General features: G+C 56.4%; 23 protein-coding genes. 10 read left to right on the top strand and 13 right to left on the bottom strand.

What is annotated here, in order from left to right:
- Window positions 1-17 precede the first annotated feature (17 nt).
- From JW885_12835 to JW885_12815, 5 genes are all read right to left on the bottom strand, one after another.
- Entirely contained in the window at window positions 18-1,184 is a 1,167-nt protein-coding gene (locus tag JW885_12835) for a DUF819 family protein (protein MBN1883054.1), read from the bottom strand.
- Between the two features lie 134 nt (window positions 1,185-1,318).
- Window positions 1,319-2,845 (bottom strand): DASS family sodium-coupled anion symporter, encoded by a 1,527-nt coding sequence (locus tag JW885_12830; protein ID MBN1883053.1) that lies wholly within the window; start codon window positions 2,843-2,845, stop codon window positions 1,319-1,321.
- An 11-nt stretch (window positions 2,846-2,856) separates the two neighbouring features.
- Window positions 2,857-4,572 (bottom strand): thiamine pyrophosphate-binding protein, encoded by a 1,716-nt coding sequence (locus JW885_12825; GenBank protein ID MBN1883052.1) that lies wholly within the window; start codon window positions 4,570-4,572, stop codon window positions 2,857-2,859.
- 223 nt (window positions 4,573-4,795) lie between these two features.
- Window positions 4,796-5,611, bottom strand: a complete 816-nt coding sequence (locus JW885_12820; GenBank protein MBN1883051.1) for an SDR family oxidoreductase — start codon at window positions 5,609-5,611, stop codon at window positions 4,796-4,798.
- 111 nt (window positions 5,612-5,722) lie between these two features.
- A complete protein-coding gene (locus JW885_12815; GenBank protein ID MBN1883050.1) occupies window positions 5,723-6,382 on the bottom strand; it encodes a TetR/AcrR family transcriptional regulator in 660 nt (219 codons plus the stop codon).
- 528 nt (window positions 6,383-6,910) lie between these two features.
- On the opposite strand from JW885_12815, the gene JW885_12810 reads away from it, so the two are divergent.
- The 10 genes from JW885_12810 (at window position 6,911) to JW885_12765 (ending at window position 15,811) form a co-directional block, all read left to right on the top strand.
- Entirely contained in the window at window positions 6,911-8,317 is a 1,407-nt protein-coding gene (locus tag JW885_12810; GenBank protein MBN1883049.1) for an MFS transporter, read from the top strand.
- A gap of 55 nt (window positions 8,318-8,372) precedes the next feature.
- Complete coding sequence (locus JW885_12805; GenBank protein ID MBN1883048.1) at window positions 8,373-9,173, top strand: 4Fe-4S binding protein; 801 nt, start codon at window positions 8,373-8,375, stop codon at window positions 9,171-9,173.
- A gap of 78 nt (window positions 9,174-9,251) precedes the next feature.
- Window positions 9,252-10,163: an amidohydrolase gene (locus tag JW885_12800; protein ID MBN1883047.1), complete on the top strand. Its 912-nt coding sequence runs from the start codon at window positions 9,252-9,254 to the stop codon at window positions 10,161-10,163.
- Window positions 10,164-10,506: 343 nt separating this feature from the next.
- Window positions 10,507-10,911 (top strand): transcriptional repressor, encoded by a 405-nt coding sequence (locus tag JW885_12795; GenBank protein MBN1883046.1) that lies wholly within the window; start codon window positions 10,507-10,509, stop codon window positions 10,909-10,911.
- A gap of 172 nt (window positions 10,912-11,083) precedes the next feature.
- A complete protein-coding gene (locus JW885_12790) occupies window positions 11,084-11,266 on the top strand; it encodes a MarR family transcriptional regulator (GenBank protein ID MBN1883045.1) in 183 nt (60 codons plus the stop codon).
- 147 nt (window positions 11,267-11,413) lie between these two features.
- Window positions 11,414-12,235, top strand: a complete 822-nt coding sequence (locus JW885_12785; protein MBN1883044.1) for a TIGR02757 family protein — start codon at window positions 11,414-11,416, stop codon at window positions 12,233-12,235.
- Window positions 12,236-12,746: 511 nt separating this feature from the next.
- Window positions 12,747-13,325 carry a rubrerythrin family protein gene (locus JW885_12780; GenBank protein ID MBN1883043.1) on the top strand — a complete coding sequence of 193 codons (579 nt, stop codon included), beginning with the start codon at window positions 12,747-12,749 and terminating at the stop codon, window positions 13,323-13,325.
- Window positions 13,326-13,546: 221 nt separating this feature from the next.
- Window positions 13,547-14,035: a ferritin family protein gene (locus JW885_12775; GenBank protein ID MBN1883042.1), complete on the top strand. Its 489-nt coding sequence runs from the start codon at window positions 13,547-13,549 to the stop codon at window positions 14,033-14,035.
- Window positions 14,036-14,053: 18 nt separating this feature from the next.
- Window positions 14,054-15,271 (top strand): flavodoxin domain-containing protein, encoded by a 1,218-nt coding sequence (locus tag JW885_12770; protein ID MBN1883041.1) that lies wholly within the window; start codon window positions 14,054-14,056, stop codon window positions 15,269-15,271.
- 18 nt (window positions 15,272-15,289) lie between these two features.
- Window positions 15,290-15,811, top strand: a complete 522-nt coding sequence (locus JW885_12765) for a flavin reductase (protein ID MBN1883040.1) — start codon at window positions 15,290-15,292, stop codon at window positions 15,809-15,811.
- Between the two features lie 107 nt (window positions 15,812-15,918).
- On the opposite strand, the gene JW885_12760 is transcribed toward JW885_12765, so the two are convergent.
- The 8 genes from JW885_12760 to JW885_12725 form a co-directional block, all read right to left on the bottom strand.
- Window positions 15,919-16,419, bottom strand: coding sequence for a dual specificity protein phosphatase family protein (locus tag JW885_12760; GenBank protein ID MBN1883039.1), 501 nt, complete (start codon window positions 16,417-16,419; stop codon window positions 15,919-15,921).
- Complete coding sequence (locus tag JW885_12755) at window positions 16,416-17,723, bottom strand: MtnX-like HAD-IB family phosphatase (protein MBN1883038.1); 1,308 nt, start codon at window positions 17,721-17,723, stop codon at window positions 16,416-16,418. Before JW885_12755 ends, JW885_12760 begins: the two co-directional genes overlap by 4 nt.
- Before the next feature lie 2 nt (window positions 17,724-17,725).
- Window positions 17,726-18,616 carry a PHP domain-containing protein gene (locus JW885_12750; GenBank protein MBN1883037.1) on the bottom strand — a complete coding sequence of 297 codons (891 nt, stop codon included), beginning with the start codon at window positions 18,614-18,616 and terminating at the stop codon, window positions 17,726-17,728.
- 67 nt (window positions 18,617-18,683) lie between these two features.
- A complete protein-coding gene (locus JW885_12745; GenBank protein ID MBN1883036.1) occupies window positions 18,684-19,169 on the bottom strand; it encodes a MogA/MoaB family molybdenum cofactor biosynthesis protein in 486 nt (161 codons plus the stop codon).
- A 20-nt stretch (window positions 19,170-19,189) separates the two neighbouring features.
- Window positions 19,190-19,672 (bottom strand): MOSC domain-containing protein, encoded by a 483-nt coding sequence (locus tag JW885_12740; GenBank protein ID MBN1883035.1) that lies wholly within the window; start codon window positions 19,670-19,672, stop codon window positions 19,190-19,192.
- Entirely contained in the window at window positions 19,669-20,154 is a 486-nt protein-coding gene (moaC, locus tag JW885_12735; protein MBN1883034.1) for a cyclic pyranopterin monophosphate synthase MoaC, read from the bottom strand. Before moaC ends, JW885_12740 begins: the two co-directional genes overlap by 4 nt.
- A 1-nt stretch (window position 20,155) precedes the next feature.
- Window positions 20,156-21,103: a GTP 3',8-cyclase MoaA gene (gene moaA / locus JW885_12730; GenBank protein ID MBN1883033.1), complete on the bottom strand. Its 948-nt coding sequence runs from the start codon at window positions 21,101-21,103 to the stop codon at window positions 20,156-20,158.
- 70 nt (window positions 21,104-21,173) lie between these two features.
- Window positions 21,174-23,114, bottom strand: coding sequence for a molybdopterin biosynthesis protein (locus tag JW885_12725; GenBank protein MBN1883032.1), 1,941 nt, complete (start codon window positions 23,112-23,114; stop codon window positions 21,174-21,176).
- Between the last annotated feature and the right edge of the window lie 16 nt (window positions 23,115-23,130).

Here is a 23,130-nt window from a genome sequence, read left to right as displayed (position 1 = left end):
ATGTATGTATCCGCCCGTTATGGGAACAGGGCGTGGAAGACGTACGCCATGAATATGCCCAGGTAATTGCCGATGGCGTACCCGATGAGGCCGGTGGCAAGCCCTGAGACGATGATCTCCTTGTTCTTGAGAGCCCCGGCCACAACGCCCACGAACGGCGGCGAGCAGATGGCGGATACCGAGGTGACGATGACCGTGTCGGCGTCAATGCGGAAGATCGATGAGAGGACCACGTGGATGAGCATGGAGCCGAAGATGCAGATGAACAGGTACCCGATAATGGCGGGCGCCGTGTTGATGAGCTGTTTGATGTCCGCCATCGATCCCACCACCAGGCAGAAGATGAGAATGATGTACATGCCGAGCTGAAATGTCTTTTCGATGTTTCGTATCTTTGTGACGAACGAGGCGGCGATGGAGAAGGTTGTGATGGCAAGGATCGCCACGGCGGCCCCCGCGTTTTGGGGGACGAGCATTGTCAGCGCACCGCCGGCGGCAAAAATGAGCACCGAAAGGCCGAAGGCGCCCATGAGGGGGAGGAACACGCTCTTTTGAAATATGCCGCGATAGTTGCCGATGTCCTCGCTGTTCATACCCTCCGCCTCCTCCTCTAATGCTGCGACGGAGCGAAAGCGGGGGAGGAACGTCTGCAGCAATCGCTGGGCGATGGTGATGCAGAACAGGAGGTGAACGGCGCTGATGAAGACGTCGGCGGTATGCACCGTCAGATAGGTGGTGGGGTCGACGTCGAGGGCCACCTTGATGGCGGCAAGGTTCGGCGTGCCGCCGGTATACACCCCCATCATAAGACCCGCCACCTTCCAGCTTTCGGGGATGGCGTCCTTGAAGATCATGAATCCGACGAAGGATGCGATGGTGATGGCGATAATGATGAAGAGAAGCGACAGGGCGGTTTTTCCCGCCAGGCGAAACCATTTGACGAAATTGATGGAAAACAACAAGAGCGGCAGCGCCAGGGGCACGGTGATGGTGGTCATCAGGTCCAGGACGTCAAAGCTCCCCTCGGGGAGTATCCCGATGTTTCCGATAACGATGCCGACGATGTAGCAGATAATGACGGCGCCCAGTTTGTCAATGAGGGGGCTTTTCTGGCATGCATAAATAACCAGCACCGGAAACAGGACATAGAACAGCATCATAGCGACGACGGCAAGGGGGTTCATACGACCTCCGGATAATTATAGATTACGAATATGGATGATCTGTGTGGCGAAAATGAAAAACGGTCCATTCCCTTTTGATTTCTTTGCATTATAGGGAATGGACCGAAAAAGGCAAATAAAAAAACGAACGGTTCTCAGAAGGTGTAGATACCGGTCAGCCGTCCTCCGATGGGAATCATGATCGTCAACACCAGCACCATGATGATTGACATGACGACGCCGGAGAGGGCGAAGTCTTTCGCCGTGAAGTATCCCGAGGTGTGGGGGATGATGTTGGTGGGAGACTGAGTCAAAAGAATAATCCCCAGTGACGCGGTAAACGCCGCCGGCGCCACGAGAAACCAGGCGTCGAGACCCAGGTCCTGGGCCAGCGTGATGAGGAGTGGGATGACAATTATCCCGGTGACGGTGTTTGACGCTAGAAAGAGCTTCATCACGATCACCGCGGCGACCACCAGTCCGATCTGTATAATAGGACTGATTCCCTGTATGTGTCCCAACAGCAACCAGGAGAGCCAACGGGCCGCCCCTGTTTCGTACATCATCAGTCCCAAAGACAGCGAGGCCATTACCAGCACAATCGCCCCCCAGTTCATTAGCGGCTCCGCCTCCTTCCAGGTCATCACCCGAATACCGGGGAGGAAAAACACGAGCCCCCCGGCGAGGGCCACCATCTCCATGGAGAGAATCAGACCATTATGTGTCAGCTTTGTGATGGCGTCGGATCCAATCCACAGGGTGATCACCGTCAGGAAGACGATCAAGGTCACGATCTCCGCCTTACTGAATCCTCCCTTCTCCGAAAGGCGCTCCTTCAGGCGCCTGCGCTCCAGGGGGAGGCGCTTCATCTCCGGGGGGAAGAGCAACAGGAGCACCGCCCAGCCGATCGGGATCAGGCACGCGGTCAGAGGGACGCCGATCTTCATCCAGTCCAGAAACGAGATGTGAATCCCGGTGAGGTTCTTCAAGTATTCGATGGCGATGGGATTGGGACCGCATCCGGCCGGTGTGGCGATACCCCCGAAGACCGCCCCCCAGCAGCAGGCGATCATGAGGGCGGTGCCGAATGTGCTCTGAAGGGGCTTGATGTCGGCGCTTCTGAGGATGCTTACCGCCAAAGGTACCAAGAGCGCCGCCACCGCCATATCGGTAATCCACATGGAGAGCAGCGATCCCATCACGAGAAAACCGAGGATGACGATCTTCGTGCCGGTCCCCACCAGAAGAAGCAAATAGAGCGTCAATCGATCTCCCAGGCCGGATTGAATGAACGCCGCCGAGAGCAGAAACACCCCCATGAAGAAGAATATCAAGCGGTTGCCGAAGCCTATGAGAATCATCTCCTTCAGGCCGTCGGCGGCGCCGTGAATTGCGACCATCTCCCCGTTTTTGACGACCTCGAGGCCATCCGTCGCCCCCAAGAGCGGGATGAGTATCATCACGATGAGTGAGGTGACGACGAAGGGAATCGCCTCGGTCACCCACAGGACGATGGCGAATATCAGAAGCGACATGGTGATGCGGGCCTCCGACGTCAGGGGGATGACGTTTTCCCCCATTACCAGGGTGTCGGAGATGGGCGCGAAGTAGAAGAGCACCGATGCCAAGATCGCCGCGCCCAGGTAGAACTCATCCTTGTATTTTGTGAGAAATTCCTTCATGGATTGTCACTTTAATAGGCGGATGCCGCGATGCTTGCCAGGGCGTAGCTGCCGGGGCTGATGATATCGGGATCGGTCATGACGTTTATCAGTGACACCTTGCCAGATTTGAAGGCCCGCTGTAAAGCGGGCTTGATGTCCTTGACCTCGGTGACCAGTTCACCGTATCCGCCCAGGACCTCCACCATCTTCTGGTACTCGACGGTGCCCAGCTCCGTAGCGACGTTTTTCCCCGGGCCGAACTTGAGACTCTGGCTGTGACGGATCATGCCCCAGCCCAGGTCGTTGCTGACGACGATGACGATGGGAAGACCGAAGCGGATGGCGGTGTGTATCTCCATGAAGTTAAAACCCAAAGAACCGTCACCCATAACGCAGAGCACCCGCTTTTTCGGATTGAGCAGCTTCGCGGTGACGGCGAAGGGGATTCCCACGCCCAGGCAGCCGAAGAGACCCGATTCAAGGTACTCGGCGGGGCCGTAGGCGGTACGGGTCATGCTCATCCAGGTCTGGGTGTCGCCGCCGTCGGCGGTAACGATGCCGTCGTTTCCGATGAACTCGTTGATTTCACGCATCAGCCGGTGGGGGTGAATCGGCACCGCTTCGGACTCCATGGCGTCCTTGACTGAATCGAAGCTGAATTCGGCCTGCTTGTTCAGCTCGTCGATCCATCCCGAGAATTTCTCTGGTTTGATCTTTTTGGAAAGTCGATCTATGAGTTGCTTGGATACGATGCCCACATCTCCCGCGATGCCGACATCGATCGTTCTGTTTCGGCCGATCTCCACCGGGTCGATGTTGACATGAATGATCTTTGTATCGGCGGGGAATATGCCGCCGAACATGGTGTAGAGGTTGATGCGGGTGCCAAGGAGAATAATCACATCCGCCTGGGTGTTGGCGGCGCCGGCCGCCCCCGGACGGATCACCACCGCGGGGCCGAAGGAGAGGGGATGATCTTCGGGGACGGTACCCCGCCCCATCGACAGGCTGAAATAGGGGATGCCGGTTTTTTCCACCAGTTCAGTAACGGTTTTGGCCGCACCGGAAAAAAGAACCCCGCTGCCGCCGATGATGATCGGCCTTTTGGCCTTTTCGATGAGTAATGCCGCCGCCTCGATGTCCTTCGGGTCGCCCCCGGAGCGAAGGGGGTAGGGGGAGTCCGGGAAGCGGACGGTATCGATGGGCCTGCATTCGGTGAGCATGTCCACCGGGAGATCCAGAAACGTGGGGCCGGGGGCCCCGGAGATCGCCGTTTTAAGGGCGATGTCGATGAACTCCGGGATTCTCCCGGGGTCCGTGACGGTTTGTGACCACTTGACGATAGGGGCCACGACGTTTTCCTGTTCGATCTCCTGAAGGTCCAGTCGCTCTTTCATTTTCATGCCGATCCTGCCGGAGAGGAGCACCACGGGGCTGCCGGCCATACGGGCGTTGGCGACGCCGCTGAGGGCGTTGGTAAAGCCGGGACCCGCGGTCACCAGGACGATGCCGGGCTCTCCGGTCAGTCGGGCATAGGCGTCAGCCATGAACACGGCGGCCTGTTCGTGGCGGGTATCCACCACCCGTATGTCGGAATCGAGGAGGTGCTGGTAGATGGGGGCGATATGGCCGCCGCTCAATGTGAAGATATATTTTACTCCCTTTTTTTCAAGGGAGCGGACAACCAGTTCTCCGCCGGAACAGACGTGATCGCCCGCCGTCGGTTGTGTGTTTTCATGTACCATGTCACTATCCTCTCTCTGTGAAATTATCGGTTATATCCATATCCCGAGTATCATGAAGCCGTCGATGTACCGTATCTAATGGGCTGACATCGCGCGACCGATCCGATGACATAAACGCCGCCGGGTCCGTCGTCTCTTGCGGTGTATCGACGCACGTGAGGGGCACATCGGGATATTTTTCCCGTGGTGCATCGACGGTCGTAGTGGGATAAATAATAATGTCTCATAGTTCCATCAACTGCCCGCCGTCGATATTCAGGGCCTGGCCGGTGATATATCGTGCCTGGTCGGACAAGAGAAACGCCACCAGGTCCGCCACATCCTTTGGGAGACCGATTCTGCCCGCCGGGATCGTGGTGATTTCCTCATCGATGATCTCCTGAACATCTATTTGGCGGATCTGGGCTTCGTATTCCCACCCCCATCGCTCGAGATCGGTATCGATCTGGCCGGGACAGATGGCGTTGACACGGATCCCCAGGGCGGCGGTCTCCATGGCGAACACCTTGGTCATCATGATAACCCCGGCCTTGGCGACGCAGTAGGCGCCGGCGAAGGCCCTCGGTTTTTTTCCGGCCCGGGAGGCGGTGTTGACGATGGCGCACCCCCCCCCGGTCATCAGGGGAAGCATGTGACGGGTGACCAAGAGGGTCCCGTTGAGGCCGATATCAATGGTTTTTTGCCACATGGCGAGGTCCATGTACTGAAGATACTGGGGCGACGGGGACGCCCCGGCGTTGTTGATCAGGTAGTCCAGGCGACCGAAGGTGTCTGTAATGTACGCCGCCGCCGCTGCTATGGTCCCCTCGTCAGTCACATCGATGACGACGCAGTGGCCGTTGATCTTCTTCGCGAGCGACTCGAGCTCTTCCTTGGTGCCGATGCGGGCGTAATTATCCGCGCCGATGTCCTTGCACACATCGCTGATGACGACGGTCACCCCTTCATCCGCGAGCCGCTTCGCAATGGTGTATCCGATGCCGGTTTCTTTTCCGGCTCCCGTAATCAGGGCTGTTTTCCCCTTCATTTCACTGTACATATGTGTTCTCCTTATGGACATGACCGGACGGTCGGTCACTTCTCGGATGCAACAATAATCGTATGTCTGACTGTCGGATACCTTTCATTTGGTATCTAATTATTAAAGAGTTCAGTCCGCCGCTCGAACCTCGAGGCTGAAGCGTATGGTATCTATAAGTTGATCAATCTTCTTGAATGCCTCCCGTTGAACATCGGACTCGTTGATTTCGAGATATTCCTGCATGCGAATCTGATAGTGACGGGATACCATGGAGATAAGCATGATTATGTACAGACTGTTGATAACGAAGGCGGCCGTGTTTACATCCACGTCCGAACGAATGTACCCGCTGTCGACCCCCCTCTTGAGGGCGGATTTGTAGAAATCAGCCGTGGTCTTTTCCACTTTGGTGGTCAATTGTTCCGCAAAGCGCTCCATACCGCAGGATGAGAGGTTGATATAGAGCTGAGTATATTCCGGGTTTTCCACAACAAAGGAGAGGCCCCGGTGAAAGATGTTCCTGATCTGCTCGAAGAAATCGAGAGAGTCGTCTATGATTTCGTCGATGTTCTGGCGGGAGAGGTTGATGCCGTGGGCGCAGACGGCAAGATACAGGTCCTCTTTGTTTTCGAAGTAGTCGTAGAGAGAACCCTTGGAGATTTCCGCCCGGGCGGCGATGTTTTTGATGCTGGCCTTCTCGTATCCCTCACGGGAGAATTCATGCACGGCGGCGTTGTAGATGCGCTCTCTCTTTTCGTCGCTGATGATTGAAAAGGTGTTTTTCGGCATGATGGATCCGGTTGAGCACGACTGAAAGCATCAAGGGCCGGTTACGGGTTCTCGTTCGGCCTTAAACCGACCGGACGTCCGGTCATTCACTATGACTATAGTATGAACATATGGTCATGTCAAGAGAAAATACGGTTTGTGATGCCTCCATCAATCAGGGTGCCGACTCCTCGAAACCGGTGATCGTCTCCGGGATCCCGGACATATGAAAAAAGAATGGAAAGGGGCAATGTTCCCTATGCAACCAGGGAGAGAGGATACCATGTTTTTTGGCCGTCGGTCGCGGACGGGACGCGAGACGTCATCTTGCATCCGTTATTTATCGGGATGTCTATCCTGCCGGTCGGAGGCGGCCGGTGTCGAAAGGGGGAAGGGATGGGATACGGGTGTGGAGGCGGTGATGCATAAATCTGCGGCGTATGATAAACATCGTTTGGAAAACGAGGAAATACATGGTATAAACGGGTGATTTTATTTCAGTCAATACTCCTATCACGGTCATCCTCAATCATCCCGGGAGGAATCGACATGGATCATCAAAGGAGTGTGCGGCTTCCGTTCGGCGTCAAGATCGGATACGGTGCGGCGGAGCTGTCGAATTCCCTGACCTGGACTCTCTTTTTCGTGGTTTTCCTTTATTTCCTGACCGACGTGGTGGGGTTGAATCCTGCCTTCGCGGGATTCATCATGATGATCGGCAAGCTCTGGGACGCGGTGACGGACCCGTTCATCGGCATCTGGTCGGACAAGACGCGATCGCGGTTCGGCCGCAGACGCCCGTTTCTTCTGGGAGTCGCCGTGCCCTTCGGCATCATCACCTGGCTTCTCTTTACCGATTTCGGGTTCACAACGGGCGGCACGAAGATATATTTCGCAATCGTCACGATCATTTACTTCACCATATTTACCATGCTGGATGTGCCGTATACGGCCCTGGCGGCGGAGATGACCCAGGATTACAACGAGCGCACCGGTCTCATCAGCTATCGGGCCCTCTGGTGCCAGCTCGCATCCATCGTGGCGGCGGTCGTTCCCTGGGTGTTCGTCGAGTGGCTCACCATGAGAGTGGGAGGCAATGAGAAGCTCGCATGGTCCATCATGACCGGGATATTCGGTTTTTTCTGTATCTTTTTTATCCTCTGGACCTGGAGGGCGACCCGGGGATACGAGCTGTTCCCGGAAGAAACCCGCATCCGATTGAGGGACATCACGGGCGACGTCTTAAAGAACAGGACGTTTCTATACACCTTCGGCATCTACACCTCGGCGAACGTCGCCCTGACCGTGGGGGCGACGGTGATGGTCTACTTCATGATATATTACATGAATCTTTCCGAAACCCAGCAGTCCATCGCCTTCTTGTTTTTATTCGCCCTGACGATCGTGTGGATTCCCGCCATTACGAAAATATCGGAAGTACGGGGGAAGCGCTGGGCGTTCATTCTGTTTATCGGCGTGTGGGCCCTTGTGCAGGGGGTTGGAGGATTAGTGGTGCATCCCGATACGCTGGTACTCTTCTACGTGCTGGCGGCCCTGGCCTCTGGCGGTGTCATCAGCGTGACCATGACCGGGTGGTCGATGATTCCGGACGTGGTGGAGGTGGACGAATACAAGACCGGCCAGCGGCGTGAGGGGCTCTATTTCGCCTTCTTTTCCTTTTCCCGGAAGATCTCGGTGGCCATCGCCGTGTGGCTCGTGGGTCAAGTGCTTAACTGGATCCGGTACGTCCCCGAGGTCTATCCCCAGACTCCCAAAGCGGAGCTGGGAATTCGCCTGCTCTATGCCGAGGGAACGGCGTTTTTTCTCGTGCTCGCCATCGTCCTTGCGTATCTGTTGCCCATGACAAAAGAGAAGCACGACGCGCTTCGAACGGCCATTGCGTTGAAAAAAGACGGGAAGACAGCCGACGAATCCGGATTTAGAGACCTTCTGTAATCACGCGAACGGCGATCTCCGACGAACCATGTATCTGTAGACAGGGGAGTGTCTCATGGGACGATCAAAGCGCATGTATGACTTCATTATGGGGTTTTATCGACTCTTCCAGCGGCTGGACGACTGTGGGTTAATCCCCCATAACGATTCGGAAGAGAATACCTCCGGGCACATCATCCCGGTGGAGGAAGTCATCGTCGGGGGACGCCACGTCGTTCTTCCAATGGAGGTTTTGGTGCCGCTCATTGAAAGGGCCGACACGGTGGCGATCATGAACGAATGCTTCTGCAGGCGGGGGGACAGGTGCCGGGCATTTCCCCAAGAGCTGGGATGCCTGCTTCTCGGGGAGGCTGCGCGGGATTTGGCCCAGGGGCTGGGCCGCATCGTCACGAAAGATGAGGCCGTTGCCCACGGCGCCCGGGCGATTGACATGGGACTTCTTCCCCTGGTCGTCCACAATAAATTCGACGCCTGGATATGGGGTCTTGAATACCGGCGGATGATGAATATCTGTTTCTGCTGTGAATGCTGCTGTTCGGTGCGACTGGGTATCAAAAAAGAAATATCCACCGGATTCTTTCAGAACATTCATCGATTATCCGGCCTCCGTATCGAGGTGGGCGAGGAGTGCTTGGGGTGCGGCGTGTGCCGGGACGTGTGCATCGCAGGGGCGATAACGATCAGGGAAGGGCGGGCGCTCGTCGATCACGATCGATGTAAGGGATGCGGCCGGTGTGTCGCCGTGTGCAAGGCCGGCGCGGCGCGGCTCGTCCTCGACGATGAGAGGCGGGCGATCGATGAGATCCTCAGGGTGTATAACGATAGGACGGACGTGGGTGACCTGACGGAGTCATGAAGGATGCACATATTGCATGATATGTATGGGAAATAAATAAATAAAATAAAACATATAGATAGATATAAGGAGCATGTCATGACGGAGATTATCGATATCCACACGCACCTGGGGGACATCTTATACGATGGGGGAGGGGAGTTAATCGATAAGAAAGGAGTCAGAAAAAGGATGATGCTGGATTTGGTATCCATCTCGGAGTTTCTGCTGCACCCGGACTTCGGCGGGGCGGTGTACGAAAGCCCCCTCTTTTCTCTGGTGGCGAAGGCAAGCCGGGCCAGGAACGACACCGCCACCCTCGAAAACATGAAGCGCAATATGGATAGATACGGGATTCAGATGAGCGCCTGCATGCCCATCCCCCCCTATGTGACATTCGATGATCTGAAACGAGCGGCCGGGAAGGACAAGCGTATCATTCCTTTTACCGGCGTGGACTTCACCCGAGAATATGATGTGGACAAGGCTTTGGCACAGGATGTGGCGAACGGCGCCCGAGGCATGAAACTCCACCCGATCATACAGTGCATCTCCCTGGATGACCCGCGGGTCTTCTGTGCCGTGGAGGCGTTCGGTCGCCATCGCCTGCCGATCCTGTTTCACTCCGGCATCGCCCACTACTATCCCACACACCAGAAAGACAGAGAGCGCCCCGAATTCGGCGCCATAGAAGCGGCCGGGAAGCTGGTCGCCTCTTTTCCGGAGGTTCGTTTCATCGCGGGACATGCCGGTCTCTACCAGGCAGGAGATGTCATCAAGATGCTTGCACGTGAGAAAAACGTCAGCGTGGATATTTCCGTTCAGTCGCCGAAGGCGGTCAAAAGACTTCTTGAGGCCTTCGGACCCGAGCGGGTGCTCTTCGCCTCGGACTGGCCTTGGGGATGCCGAAAAACGCCGATTCAGGTGGTGGATCGGGTGTGTAAGGGCGATGACGGGGTAAAAAGGCGGGTGCTTTCTGAGAACGCCCGGGAGCTGCTCAACCTGTCGTGATCATTCGCCGCATGTATCGATAATGAATGAGAAACCAAAAGTATTATACCACCGTTTCCCATTGCCTCGGTTGTGATGCTTGCAAAGAGGCGTCGGATGGAATGGAATCCGGTGTGCGCGCCGTACCGGGGGCTTACCGGTTCTCATATCCCCAAAAATGGGAAACATGAAAACGCCGTCGATCAACGACCATGCGGGAGGTATATATATAAAGGAAGAGGGGGATAAAAGGCGATAAGCGCGGCACTGTCGGAAAAGACCGGTACTTAAAAGAGAAAACTGTTGACATAAGATAATAGTTTGGGTAACATTGTTAATGATAATCATTTGAAAAAGATGCCCCATGTCCATGAAACAAATTGTACGTATGACCAAGCAGCGTGAGGTGATCCTGGAAGAGCTCTCGAAGGTCACCTCGCACCCCACCGCGGACGAAGTGTACGAGATGGTCAAAAAGAAGCTCCCGCGCATCAGTCTCGGAACGATCTACAGAAATCTTGAGATTCTTTCCGAATGCGGGATGATCAAAAAGATGGAGATCGGCGGTATGCAGAAGCGTTTCGACGCCACCATCGAGAACCATTACCACATTCGCTGTACGGTGTGCGGGAGGATCGACGATATCGACGGCGAATTGATGGAAAACATCGCCGATCGATTCGATGATCTGATCGGATACAAAATCATTGATCACAGGCTGGAGCTGATAGGAATCTGTCCGTCATGTCGTGACGATTCTCATTCGTAATGGATACAGGAAGGCATACGACCTTTCGCATATACAGGCTGGGACGGTTTCCATGTGAGTTGTCAGGGAACCGTCTTTTTTTTCTCTCTCGAGAATGCGCGATACAAGTATAATCGGGGAATGTCCCCGCATCGATCCGATGTGCTATACACGGTGAAGGGGGTGTATCATTATGGCGGATAACAGGGAGATGGTTCTGAATGCGATCACATCGGCGGGCGGCCCCGTTCGCCCCGGCGATATCGCGGACGCAACGGGGCTTTCGAAAGACGAAGTGTCACGGATCATCAAGGTACTGAAAGACGAAGGTAAAATCGTCTCGCCGAAGAGATGCTATTACGCCCCGGCCGAGTAAACGCCGCCCTTCCCGATTCTCCTGTGTGAAGGATCGGGTAAATAATGCGGGGATGTGAGGGGGGGGACCGGCGCGGGAGGACTGCGGATTTCTCTATTCGGATCGGTTACCCGACCGATACCCCTTGAAATCGAAAAGATATACGGTATGATCTTTACTCTTCGAGATCGGCTGGAAGAACTCTACACCGCCTCAAACAGACGTGACCTCATTCATCCCGACCCGCTGTCGTTTGTTCATCGATACACGGATGCCGGGGATCGGGAGGTGGCGGGCTTTATCGCCTCGTGCCTCGCCTACGGCCGGGTTGTGCAGATACACAAAAGCGTCGAACGGGTCATCGGTCGCATGGGGGAAAACCCCCTCGAATACCTGATGACGACGGCCGAGAGGGATCTCGAGGAGACATTCCGGGACGTCGTTCATCGCTTTACCACAGGGCAGGAGATCATCGGAACCTTAATGGGGATTCGAGGGGTCATCGACCGGTACGGATCGATCGAGCGCTGTGTGCTGGCGGGAATGACCGAAAGCCGCAGGGCCCGATCCGGCGACGCCCCGATCATCTCCGGTCTGTGTCGTCTTGCCGGGGAGGTAAACCGTCCGCTGGGGGGCGGATACAACAGCCTGGTGCCGTGCCCGGAAAAGGGGAGCGCCGTAAAGAGGCTCAACCTCTATCTCAGGTGGATGGTCAGAAAGGATGAAGTCGATCCGGGTGTCTGGGAATCGATTTCTCCCGCCGAGCTCATCGTGCCGCTGGATGTGCATATGTTTCGCATATCACGGCTCCTCGGCCTCACCAGGCGGAAACAGGCGGACATGAAGACGGCCCGTGAGGTGACGGACGGTTTTCGACTCATCGCCCAGGATGATCCGGTCAAGTACGATTTCGCATTGGCGTCTCTCGGGATACGGTTTGGTATGGATATCCATTCCCTCGTGAATGTCCTCAACGGAAACCGGAAATGATCGTTGTACGTTTGGCGCCGCCGGTGAATAAAAGAAAAAAAGTAAAAAATTCTCCTTGATCTTATTAGGAATAATTCCTATAATAGAATCCACGGACGAAACAGTCGGGACGGGGACGGGTGTCGTACATGATTTTCGATGCCGGCAAAAAGGATTGGAGTGTTGGAAAATGATCTCCGATGTGTACGACGATGGATGGGGCGGCTGTTTGAGGGGCGCGTTCCTCATCGATGTACACCGGCGTCTTTCGGGTCGTGTAAAGACATTCTAATACCCTCGATGAGTAGAAGCGGTGCATAGCTCCTCGAATCGACACGTCGTTTTCCGCACAATAGAAAGGGCCTGTGGAATGACGCTCGTGGGGTAGCGGCCTGAGAGAAACCCTCTCTTTAAAAGATGCCTCATCGGGCACGACCTGCGACATTAAAAGTCAAGACCCGGCCCGTGATGATTGAAGAAACCAACGTATAAAAGAAACGTGCCAACACACAGTTTAAAAGGAGACACACAGATGGATCTGAAGGGATCAAAAACCGAGAGGAACCTGTTAACCTCATTCGCCGGCGAATCCCAGGCGCGAAACCGTTACACGTACTTCGCCAGCCAGGCACGAAAGGAAGGATACGTGCAGATCGCCGATATCTTCGCCGAGACCGCCGACCAGGAAAAGGAGCACGCAAAGCGCTTCTTCAAGTTCCTCAAGGGGGGTGAGGTTGCGGTGGATGCAGAGGTATTGTTCCCCGCCGGAGTCATCGGAACCACCGAGGAAAACCTCAGGGCGGCGGCCATGGGCGAGCACCACGAGCACACAGAAATGTATCCCGGGTATGCGAAGGTCGCCCGGGAGGAGGGATTTGAGGAAATCGCAAAGGTGTTCGAGGCCGTGTCCGTGGCGGAGAAACAGCATGAGAAGCGCTATCTGGATCTGGCCGAGAATATTAAGAACGGCCGCGTCTTTTCGAGAAAACAAAAGGTCGTGTGGCGCTGTCGAAATTGCGGCTACCTCCACGAGGGGAACGACGCACCAAAGGCGTGCCCGGCGTGTGCACATCCCCAGGCGTACTTCGAGCTGCTGGGAGAGAACTGGTAGTGATGATCCGGGTGCATCCCCGGAAAAAAGCGAATCATGATGCGTCGTGATATCGCCATCCCTGCATCACCAATGGGGAATCCCCGATGATACTGATTCGGGGATCCCCTTTCTGTTATTCATTATACTTTTGTACTATTGACAAACACACACGAGAGCTATATTTTACTATATGGACTCATCTGCATTAAGATAACACACGTATAAAGGATGGACAAACGATGTCTGATATCTTCAACGCGCGGGAAATAATGGAAATCGCGGTTCGTGTCGAGGTAAACGGTGCACGCTTCTATCGGAAGGCGGCACAATACATCAACGTCCCCGCATCCAAAGAGCTGCTCTTGGCGCTCGCCGAAATGGAAGACGCACATGAAGAGACCTTCCGCTCATTCATCCGGGAGATAGAGGGAAAAAAGACGGGTGAAGATTTCATCGACCCGGAGGGAGACGCCGCCAGGTATCTCGGCGCCGTCGCAGGGGGGTACGTATTCCCGATCGCGGAAGATCCGTCCGATAAACTGTCGGGTAAGGAGACGCTTTCCGAGATCATCGATTTCGCCATCGGTCTGGAGAAAGATTCTGTGGTCTATTACCTGGGCGTGAAAGAGATCGTCCCCCCCGCCCTGGGACGGGAGCGGATCGACAAAATCATCACCGAAGAGATGCACCACATCACCCTCCTCTCTGATGTGAAACGGTCGCTGTAAGCGGCGGAAAGAGCTGTCATGAATAAGAAATACAATGCGGTCAAGATTACCGATACCGTCTCCTGGGTGGGCGCCATCGACTGGCAGATCCGGGATTTCCACGGATACTCGACGAACAGGGGAACCACCTATAACGCCTACCTGATCATGGCGGATAAGATCACCCTGGTGGACACAGTGAAAAAGCCGTTCGTCGAGGAGCTGATATCCCGCATCTCGTCAATCGTGGACCCGAAAAAGATCGACTACATCATCTCCAATCACTCGGAGATGGATCATTCCGGCTCCCTGGTCGAGATGATGGGGCTCATCAATCCTGAGCGGGTTTATGTATCGAAGATGGGAAAAAAGAATTTGGAGGCCCATTTTCATGAAGATGTGGCGGGAAAGCTCACCGAAGTGAAAGACGGAGAGAAAATCAATCTGGGGAATATGAACGTGACGTTCCTGGAAAGCCGCATGCTGCACTGGCCGGACAGCATGATTTCCTATCTTAAAGAAGAAAAGCTTGTCTTCTCCCAGGATGCGTTCGGGATGCACCTGGCATCCACAGAGCGATTCGCTGATGAGCTGGATGAATCGCTCCTGAAAAGCGAAGCCGCAAAGTATTACGCGAATATATTGCTTCTCTATTCTCCGGTGGTGGCGAAATTTCTCGATAGGGTCACGACTCTGAATCTGGATATCGATATCGTCGCCCCTGATCACGGGCCGATCTGGCGGACCAAAAAGGATATCGAAAAGATCGTGGGTCTCTATGCCGGATGGGCGGAGCAAAAACCGACGAACAAGGCGTTGGTGGTCTATGATACCATGTGGAAGAGCACCGAGAAGATGGCCCGGGCGATCAGCGAGGGCCTGGGCGACGGGGGGAGTGATGTGAAGGTGCTCTCCCTCGGGGCGAATCACCGGAGCGACGTGGCGACCGAAATCCTCAACGCCGGGGCGTTGGTGGTGGGATCACCCACGATGAACAATCAGATATTCCCGACATTGGCGGATACGCTGACGTACCTGAAGGGGCTCAAGCCCAAAAACCTCATCGGCGCCGCCTTCGGCTCCTATGGATGGAGCGGGGAATCGGTGAAGGATTTGAGCCGGATACTGGAGGAGATGGGCGTCGAGCTGGTGGGTGAGGGGATCGGTACACTGTTCGTTCCGGATGAAGAGGCGCTCGGGCGCTGTTACGACCTGGGCAGGGCCGTCGCCGAAAGGCTTTCTCAGTATACGAAATAATATAATAAAGGATGTATCATGACACTGGAAGGCGATAAGCGGGTCTTGTGGCAGTTGAGCTACGGTCTGTACGTGGTCAGCTCCGTAAGAGACGGTGCGTATAACGGACAGATAGCAAATACCATATTTCAGGTCAGCGCCGATCCGCCGCGGATCGTGGCATCCATCAACCGGGAAAACTACACGCATGAATTCATCACCGCAAGCGGTCTATTCGCCGTTTCGATCCTGGACCAGGAGACGCCCTTTCCGTTCATCGGGCTGTTCGGCTTCAAGTGTGGTCGCGATGTGGATAAATGCGCCAAGGCGGAACACATCATCGGCAAGACCGGGTGCCCGGTGATCACGGAAAACGCCCTGTCGTATATTGAGGCGAAGGTGGTTGATTCCATCGAGGTTGAGACCCATACCCTCTTCATCGGAGAGCCGCAGTATGCGGAGATCCTGAAAGAGGGCACTCCCATGACCTACAAATACTACCACGAGGTCATCAAGGGAAAGACACCGGAGAAGGCGGCCACCTACCTGGGCAAGACCTGATGCCGCCCCCAATATGTGAAAAAAACCCCGGCGTGTGAAGACATCGGGGTTTTTTTGTATCTCGTTCCGTCGTCATCGGGATGAGTGAAGGGGCGAAACGGCCCATGTTACTCCTTCGGCAGGGCGCCGCGCTTTTTGAGCCGATCGTAAAAGCGATTGACGGCTTCCTCCTGCTCGGGCGTTTCGATGAAGTTTCGGATCCGCCGCAGTTCGGATATGGCCGTTTCCGGGTCCTCCCCACGGCTGACCCGGTACGCGGCGATGGCGGTGCCGGTCCGTCCGACGCCCAGAAGACAGTGGGCGACCACGTTGACGTCCCGGTCGAACTGCTCGTCTACAAAGTCAACGAACCGATCCAGCTGGGACTGGGTCGGCGGCTCCAGGTTTTCCACCGGCAGGTGCAGCTGTACGAAATAGGGGCGGAACTTGAGCGGCAAGAGAAGCGATTCCTGGGTCAGGGTGACGATGGCGCCCACGCCGTGATCCCTGATGAACAGAAGATCGTCATCCAGGGGGCGGACGAATCCGGGAAAGGCCGAGGCGAAGAGGATGTGTTCATCCCGCCCGGCGGCGGCCACGAATGAGCCTGTGCGGGGTGAATCCTTCATACGTCTCCCAGGAGGGCCTCTTTCAGCTGCAGGGTATTGTGGCACATTTTCGTGGGCGTATGGTGGGCCAGCTCCTCGGGCGTGTGGATGGATTCCGCCAGGGCGTAGATATCGATATCCGAATGTTTCGCCGTGGTCACATCCACGATGGAATCGCCCACGAAGACCGCATGTTCCCGGTCGGTTCCCAGGGCAGTGAGCGCCGCCTCGATCATGTCCGGGGCGGGCTTGGGCTCCTTCACGTCGCCCGCGCCGATGATGTCGACGAAATAGGTGTCGATGCCGAGATGCTTCACCAGCTCCCGGGCATAGGGGCCGTGCTTGTTGGTGGCGATCGCCGCCCCGATGCCGCGGGCCTTGAGCCCCTCGAGGATATCGCCGATCCCATTCTTTACCGGGGTCATCTCCTTGTAGATGGCGTAGTATTTCTCTCGAAATATCTTCACCGCCTGGGAGACGTCGATGTTGGGGAAGATATTCTCCATGGAGACGTTCAGGGGCCAGTGCATCATCTCCTTGAACGCCGCCTCCCGGTCGATCTCCACTCCCAGGGTGTCGATGGTGTGGTTGAACGAGGTGCGTATGGCGTCAAGGGAGTTCACCAGGGTTTCATCCAGGTCGAATATCACGCCGTTGATGCTCTTTGTACATCCCCTGAGGACGTCGGAAAAATCGTTGAAGTGAAATGCGGGAATCCTGTTTTTTGCCGCAAATCGATAGAGATATTTCTTTGCGAACAGGGTATCGGCGTCCTGGGCGGGGCAGCGATCGGAATAACCGTCGCCTGCGTAGACGACATAATCGTATGTGTTTCGAAGCTCTTTGATGACGCACCGCTTGCAGTTGCCGCATCGGTCGCACTCATCGTTGTGATGGGGAAAGAGCGGCACGAGCCTCCCGTTCGGGCCGTCCTCGATATCGTTCGCATATATCGGGATGTCGGAAAGCCCCTCCCGTTCAAGGAGTATATCGATGTAGAATTTGAATCCGTCGCTGACGATGACAACATCGACGCCCCGCTCCTTCATGATCCGATAAAATTCACCGAAACCCGGATCGATGGTCATCATCTCGGGCACGGAGCGCTCGAGCTCCTGCTTGGTTGCGTTGAGACGTTCGAGGATCCGGGAGAACGCCTCCCGGGAGCCGATCTCGCCGTTGATGTATTTGACGTCGATGTCCTCCCACCCGCCGTGGGAGAATTTCTGCAGCATCTGATAGCTGACATCCCCAACACTGATGGTTCCGTCGAAATCGCATGCCACCACGGGTCGCGTTTTATGTTTGAGGGTTTCAGAGAGCATATCTACTCCGTTGCAGTTCGTCTGTGCCGTATGGCTGTGATGAGGGCTGAGTATATTTCCGCCTCGTTGTCCGTTTCCACTCCCAGCTCTATATTCGGTTTAACCGCTTTACCGTGAAAGTCGCTCCCGGCGGTGATGAGAAGACCGCGTGTCCGGGCGAGGTCGAGAATCTTGTTTCTATCTGACGCGTCATGGTGCCCCGACCATACCTCGAGGCCGTCGATGCCGAGATCGATCATGTCATGAATCGTCTCGTCGGTATACTCTCCCGGGTGGGCGAGAATTGCGACGCCGGACGCCTCCCGGATGACCCCGATAATCCGGGCGGCTTCGGTCCCGGAGATTGGCGCATACGCCGGCTTCCCCCCGGCGAGGTAGTCCTGGTAAAAATTCAAGGACGGCGAGTCGGAACGATCCCCGTCCACGTAGCGGGCGAGCTTTCGATTGTGCTTGTTTTCCGTGCGTTTCTTCAGGGCGGCAAGAAAGCTCCTCCCCGTGGGTGCTCTCTCCTTCGATTCGCTGAAGACGTCCTCGCTGTCAAGCGCGAATCCCAAAGCCCGTAAGAGCTCGACCCGTCGCTCGGTCTGTGTCAGGGCCCTGTCCAGCATTCCGTCCAGAAGGTTGACCAACGCACGCGATTCGTGATCGATACCGTATCCCAGGATGTGCACATCGGTCGAGCTGTGTGTCGCCGAAAGCTCCACGCCGGAGACGAAGGGGATGCCGGTTTCATGTGAAAGAGAAATCCCCCGGGGGACGTTTTGGACGCTGTCGTGATCGGCAAAGGAAAGGGCGGCCGCCGATCCGAAGGTGTCTGTGATCATCCGGAATATCTCATCCGGAGAATGCACGCCGTCGGACGAGGCGTCGGTATGTATGTGAAGATCGATCATATGATATTCAGGTGTCGGGGTGTACCATGCCGGTTTGCGTTCAGGGGCACGGGAAGGACAGTCTCCATCACCGGGCGCAGTCCTCCGGGTCGCCCCCGGCCTTTTTTACGGCGTGGGGAAGGGCGGGGGCGATGATCTCCAAGCATTCAATCACGGCCTTCGGGCTTCCGGGGAGGTTGATGATAATCGTTTCACCCCGCATTCCCGCCACGGCCCGGGAGATCATGGCATGGGGCGTTTTTTTCAGGCTTTCGGCACGCATGGTCTCGGGGATGCCGGGAATCTCCCGATCGATCACGCGCATGGTCGCCTCGGGCGTGACGTCCCGGGGCGAAAGCCCCGTGCCGCCGGTGGTCAAGATCAGGTTTGCCCCTCTTTCATCCGCGAAATGGACGAGGCGGGATGCGATACGGTCCACCTCATCGGGGACTATTTCAACGCCCGCGACACGCGCCCCCATCTTTTCGAGGTAAAACACGATGGCCGCGCCGCTGGTATCCTCTCTTTTGCCCACCGACGCCTTGTCGCTGACGGTCAGCACACAGGCGATGATGTCCGGTGTCTTCGTGTCGCTCATTGCGCAAACTCACCGGAAGATGCCGATACCGTCAGGACGTCCCCCACCCGCAGGACTCCTCCCTTCAGAACCCGAACGAAAATTCCCTCCCTCGGCATCACGCAGTCTCCCACGGCGCGGAAGATGGCGCAGGGGGCGTGGCATTCCTTTCCGATCTGGGATACCTCAAGGACGATACCGTCTTTAGTGGTGATGATCGTCCCCACCGGGAGGGACACCAGGTCGAGCCCCTTGGTCGTGATGTTTTCCGCAAAGCTGCCGGCGGAGACATCATACCCATTTTCAATCACCGTATCGATGCTCTCCTGGGCCAGCATACTCACCTGTCGGTGGGCATATTTGGGGCTGTCCGTGAGGCCGGCGTGGCCGTCGCCCACGATGCCCCACTGTTCCTTCAACTCAACCTCACTGACCGGTTTCTTTACCACGCCTGTGGTTTCCGATACGTTGATGGAAAGAATCGTTCCGGTACGTGTCATGGTCGGTTCTCCTCTCTGATAAATGTCCCGCTTTTACCGCCGGATTTTTCCAAAAGCCTCACGTCCGTAATCACGGCGGTGCGGTCGACCGCCTTGACCATGTCGTATATGGTCGCCGCCGCAGTCACGACGCCCACGATCGCCTCCATCTCGACACCGGTGCGCCAGACCGCGCGGGCGGTCACCGTGATATCGACGGCGTAGTGTTCCTCATCGAGCTCAAAATCCGCCGATACCTCGCTGATCGGTATCGGGTGGGCAAGGGGAATGAGCTCCGGTGTTTTCTTTGCCGCCATAACGGCGGCGATGCGTGCCGTCGCCAGCACATCCCCCTTTTTGATGCGGTTTTCCCGGATGAGCGCAAAGGTTTCAGGCGTTACCAGGACCCTGCCTGCGGCGACGGCGATCCTTTCCGTCTTGGGTTTCTCTGATACGTCAACCATCTTCGCCGAACCGTGATCGTCGATATGAGTCAGTTTCATATCACCCCCCTATCTCGGACATGGAGCGCTGGCACGTTCTGATTCGGCCCGAGGATATGTGGTGCCTCTTCGGCTTGTTTTTGAGCACTTCCAGGATGAAATCGCCGATGGACTCAAGATCGTTTCCCCCCCTGATGAGCGGAAGGATGTGCGCCTCGTCGTCGGAGAAGAGACAGCTCCTGATGCGCCCGTCGGCCGTGACACGGATACGGTTACACCGATCGCAGAAGTGACAGCTGACCGGTGTGATGAATCCCAGGGTGCCGGAAAATCCCGGAATCTTAAAATCCACGGACGGTCCCGCCCCGGAGCGTGTGTCCAATGCATCAAGCTCGTGTCGGGTCTTGATGACGGCTCTGAGTTCATCCAGGGGCACAACCAGTTGTTTATTCCAATCCTTTGTCCCGTTCATCGGCATGTATTCAATGAACCGGACTGAGAGGGGACGATCTTTCGTCAGCTCGATGAAATCGAAGATTTCATCATCATTGAAATCCCTAATCAGGACAACGTTGATTTTTACCGGATCCATGCCCGCGGAAAGCGCGGCATCGATTCCCCTCATGACGGCATCGAACTCGTCCCTGCGGGTTATCTGGAGGAACTTTTCCCTCACCAGCGTATCGAGGCTGATGTTCACCCGGCGTATGCCTGCATTGAAAAGTTCCTCGGCCTTCTCCTCCAGGAGCACTCCGTTTGTGGTCATGGAGAGGTCGGTAAGGCCCTTCACATCCCCGATCATCCGGACGAGCTCCGTGATATCCCGGCGAATCAGCGGTTCTCCGCCTGTCAGGCGAATCCTCTGAAATCCCACACTCGCCGCGGCTCGAACGAGGGTGACGATCTCCTCGAACCGCATAACCTCGTCGTGGCCGATCTGAGTGACCCCCTCCTCGGGCATGCAGTAACGGCAGCGGAGGTTGCACCGGTCGGTGACGGACAGACGCATGTAATCGATGGTGCGGGAGTACCCATCTGTGGGTGCGTGCCCGGCGACGGGGATGCTCGTCTCTTTCGTGTCACGATGCAAGGGGTACGTCCTTTCCGGTGTCCCGTCCGCTGTATCCCCCCAGGGCTTCCAGGCGGGTGATGAAGTCGGGGGAGGCGATGATCTCGAGAAGCGAGGCCACACCTGAGTGCGAAAGGTGTCTCTTCGGGATTACCAGGTCGTAACGCTCTTCCTCCACCGGGATGAAATCCAGATCGAGGGCCGTGGCCGCCGCCTGTATCCCGAGACCGCAGTCGGCCCGTCCCGACGCGATCCGGACCGCCACGTTCATGTGGGTGAATTCCTCCCGATCGTAGCCGGTGATATCAGACGCATCCATGCCGCCCGCCTTGAGCAGATAATCGAGCAGGATGCGGGTTCCGGATCCCCGCTGTCGGTTGACAAAGACCACATCGTCCCGTAAGAGATCCGCGATGTCCCGGATACCCAGGGGATTATTCTTCTTCACGATAAGGCCCTGCTGCCGGTGGGCCAGGGTTACGAGGGATATGTCATGGCCTGTCAGGTATTTTTTGATTGCCGGAATGTTGTATTCTCCGGTCTTTTCGTCCAAGAGGTGGGAGCCCGCCATGTGGCATTCGCTGTTCTTCAGCGCCATAATGCCGCCCAGGCTTCCCACGTTTACCGATGCCAGGGATACCGGAAGGCGAAAGCTTCCCATCAGGGACGACAGCAGGTCGAGGCTGATATCGTGGCTCCCGATGATCATGACGGCGTTCATGATGTCCGTTTTCGGCTTCAGAAGAATCGCGGGGGCCGTGTCTCCCTTCTTGAGGCCTTCGCTCATGGCGGCCGTTCTGATGATGCCGTCGGCCCGGACCATGGTGGTGATGTTGCCCGCCCCCCGGGGAAGCGGAGATGCGACGAGTCTTTTGTCTATTTCGGCGATATGCACCCGCAGAAGCTCTTCGTTCCCGGTCTTTTTCGGGATATCCCGGAGCACCGTCACCGGTACCGTGTCATCGACGGGCACAGGCAGCCCCAGCATCCGGTGGATGAGGGGACGAATCACAAACCGATACGAGAGAATCGCCGATACCGGGTATCCGGGAAGCCCAATAACCGGTTTTCCGCCGATTGCGCCCAGGATCGTCGGCTTGCCCGGCATCATGGCGATGCCGTGAACTATGACGGTTCCGAGAGATTCAATGATCGAGCGGGTGTAATCCCTGCTTCCCGCGGAAGACCCGGCCAGGACGATGACCATGTCCGATGACGCGGCCGCAGTCAAGACGGCGTTTCTTAACATCTCCGGATCGTCGGGGGTGATGTCACATCGCCTGGGATCGGCGCCGTCCTCTTTGAGGAGAGCCGAGATCACGGCAGTGTTCGATTCAAACACCTTTCCCACGGGCGGGGGTGTGTCGGTCGGCTCGATGATTTCACTCCCGGTGGGAATGAGGGTGACGACGGGGCGTTTCTTGACCGGTATCTCTGCGTGGCCGGCGCTGATGAGCGCGCCGACGTCATAGGGGCGCAGCCGCCGTCCCTGTCCCACAACCGGCTCCGTGGCGACGGTATCCTCCCCAACCGCCCGGACGTGCTGATAGGGGAGTGCGGATGAGACTATTTCGATCGTGCCGTCTTCCAATACGTCTACGTCCTCGATCATGATGACGGCGTTTTTATCTTCAGGGAGGGGCGCCCCGGTGTTGATGTAGACGGCCTGGTAATCCTTCCCGTCCCCCGCGGTCAGGACGAGGGGCGAGGACTCGGTGGCGCCCAGTGTGTCCTTTGCGTCCACGGCCACACCGTCCATGGCGGCGCTGTGATAGTGCGGTGAGGATATCTTCGCGAACAGGGTTTTGGATGTGACCCTCCCCGAGGCGTCACCCGTCGGGATGGTCTCTTCACCCAGAAGATCATCAACACATATGTGTGAGACGAGCAGATCCAACGCCTCATCCAGAGGCGTTTTTTCCAGGTATATGTCTCTTTTCGGCTTGGACATATTGCGTCGTCTTTCG

Source organism: Candidatus Zymogenaceae bacterium (assembly GCA_016931225.1).
Lineage (GTDB): Bacteria > Desulfobacterota > Zymogenia > Zymogenales > Zymogenaceae > JAFGFE01.
This window is presented reverse-complemented; position numbering and strand designations above follow the sequence as displayed.